General features: G+C 68.6%; 2 protein-coding genes. Both read left to right on the forward strand.

The window, feature by feature from the left end; all coding sequences use genetic code 11:
- Positions 1-1381: hypothetical protein (locus GSF22_RS32995; protein ID WP_208817826.1), on the forward strand; the 1381-nt coding region annotated here is incomplete at its 5' end.
- Between the two features lie 105 nt (positions 1382-1486).
- Positions 1487-2266: carbonic anhydrase (locus GSF22_RS33000; RefSeq protein WP_307804510.1), on the forward strand; the 780-nt coding region annotated here is incomplete at its 3' end.

Here is a 2266-nt window from a genome sequence, read left to right on the forward strand (position 1 = left end):
GGCCAGGGTGGGCGGAAACCTGATCTTCGATCAGAGCAGAATAGTGGCAGGTGGGTTCAGTCTTCTGGGAGCTGATATTGTCGGCCAATTGAGTGGCAACGGTGCCGAACTTGCCGATTGCGATGGCAATGGAAACGCATTGCTTGGCGATCAATTGAAGATCGGCGCTGGCCTGTTTCTGAACAGATTCAGGGCGAGCGGTGCCGTTCGATTCCTCGGGGCAGATGTCACCGGCAACTTTCAGGCCGTGGAAGCGCGGATCGATGCGCCGGGGCGGGCTGCACTCAATGCTGACAGTATTGCCGTCAGCGGCCCGGTACGTCTCGATCGGATAGTCGTGAGCGGTGGTTCCCTTCGTCTGGTCGGTTCTGACCTCGGAAGTACCCTTCACCTCGAAGGGGCTGATTTGTGTGGGCGTGACGAGGAGGGACACGCGTTCAGTGGGGACCGACTCAAGGTTGCCGGTGGCGTGTATATGAGTAAGGGCTTTCGGGCTTCTGCCGCTGTTTCGGTGCAGGGCGCGGATATCGGGAAATCGCTCGACCTCACCGAGGCGGAACTGGTCGGAGACCCGGCTGTGCTCAAGGCGGCGGGGATGCGAGTCGGTCAGGAGTTCCTCTGGCTGCCCCGCAACCGGGTGGGTGGCTCCGTCGATCTCGACCACGCGGCTGTCGGGCGGCTGATCGACCACTGGACCTCGGAGCGGCCGGAGGGCAACTGGCCGCCGTACGGCCGCTTGCACCTGACGGGCTTTACCTATGGCGGCTTCGACAACCAGCATCAGCCGGACGTGCAGGACCGGCTGGAGAAGTGGATCTGGAAGACGCACACCGATCTGCTGAACCGGAAGGCGTTCGCCCTTCAGCCGTACGAGCAGTTGGTGCGGGTGTACCGGCAGGCCGGCCAGGAGGGGGATGCGAAGGCCGTCGGGATCGCCAAACAGCGCGACCTGCGGCGGTTCGGAGAGCTGAACCGTCCGGAACGCGTGAAGAACTGGCTGCTCGACCGGACCGTCGGGTACGGCTATCGGCCGTTGGGGGCAGTGGCATGGTTGGCGGTGCTGTATGCGGTCGTCGCACTGTTGTCCTGGTGGGCGCAGCATCGGACCGGCATGGTCCAGCCGACCCGGGCCGGCGCGGACATGGCCGAGGTGACCGCCCTCTCCTGCGAGCGGGACTATCCGTGCTTCTATCCGCTCGGCTACGCCATCGACGTGGTGATCCCACTGGTCCACGTCGGGCAGTTCGACAGCTGGCGGATCACCGGGCAGGGGCACCTGGGCTGGGCGCTGGTCGCCTTCAGTTGGCTCGCCACGATCCTCGGCTGGGTCATCACCTCGCTGGCGGTCGCCGGCATCACCGGGATCATCCGGAAGGACTGAACGCGCCGGCCGCCGCAGCGGACAAATGCCCCATTTCTGCCCAGCGGCATGGGATGATCCGGGCGATCTGCCGAGCTGTACCGGCAGGAGAGCCAGGGAGTCGACGTGTCCGTGTTCCGTACCGGTGTCACCCACGCGTCCCGCCGGACGCTGCTCGCCGTCGCCGCCCTGGTCGCCACCGGGGTGGCGGTACCGGCCGCCGCGCCGGCCCGCGCGCAGCCGGCCCCGGGCCCGGCGCACCGCGCCCCCGCCCAGAACTCCGGCCGGTCCGCCCAGCCGGGCAGCCCGCAGTGGGCCCTGCGCCGGCTGCTCGCCGGAAACCGGCGGTTCGTCCGGGACCGGGCCCGCCATCCCCGCCAGTCGGTCGCGCACCTGCGCGCGGTCGCCGACGGTCAGTACCCGTCGGCGGTGATCCTGGGTTGCGCCGACTCGCGGGTGGCCCCGGAGATCCTGTTCGACCAGGGGATCGGGGACCTGTTCGACAACCGGGTGGCCGGCAACGTCGCCGACGACCTGCTGGTCGGCAGTGTCGAGTACGCCGTCGTGGAGTGTGGCTCACCGCTGGTGGTGGTGCTCGGGCACGAGCGGTGTGGCGCGGTCACCGCCACCATCGACGCGATCCGGCACGGCGGGCACGCCCCGGGCCGGATCGGGGACATCGTCGAGGCGCTGCGACCGGTGGTGGAACCGGTCCTCGACGCACCGGGTGACCCGGTGGCCAACGGGGTACGCGCCAACATCCTGGCCCAGACCCGGGCGCTGCACCGCAGCCCCGTGCTCCGGGCCCGGATCGCCACGGGTCAGCTCCGGCTCGTACCCGCACACGTCGACCTGGACACCGGCCTGGTGACCGTGCTCGACGAATCGTCCGCCCCGGAACCCGGC

Source organism: Micromonospora echinofusca (genome assembly GCF_017614955.1).
In the GTDB taxonomy this organism is placed as follows: Bacteria; Actinomycetota; Actinomycetes; order Mycobacteriales; family Micromonosporaceae; genus Micromonospora; species Micromonospora echinofusca_A.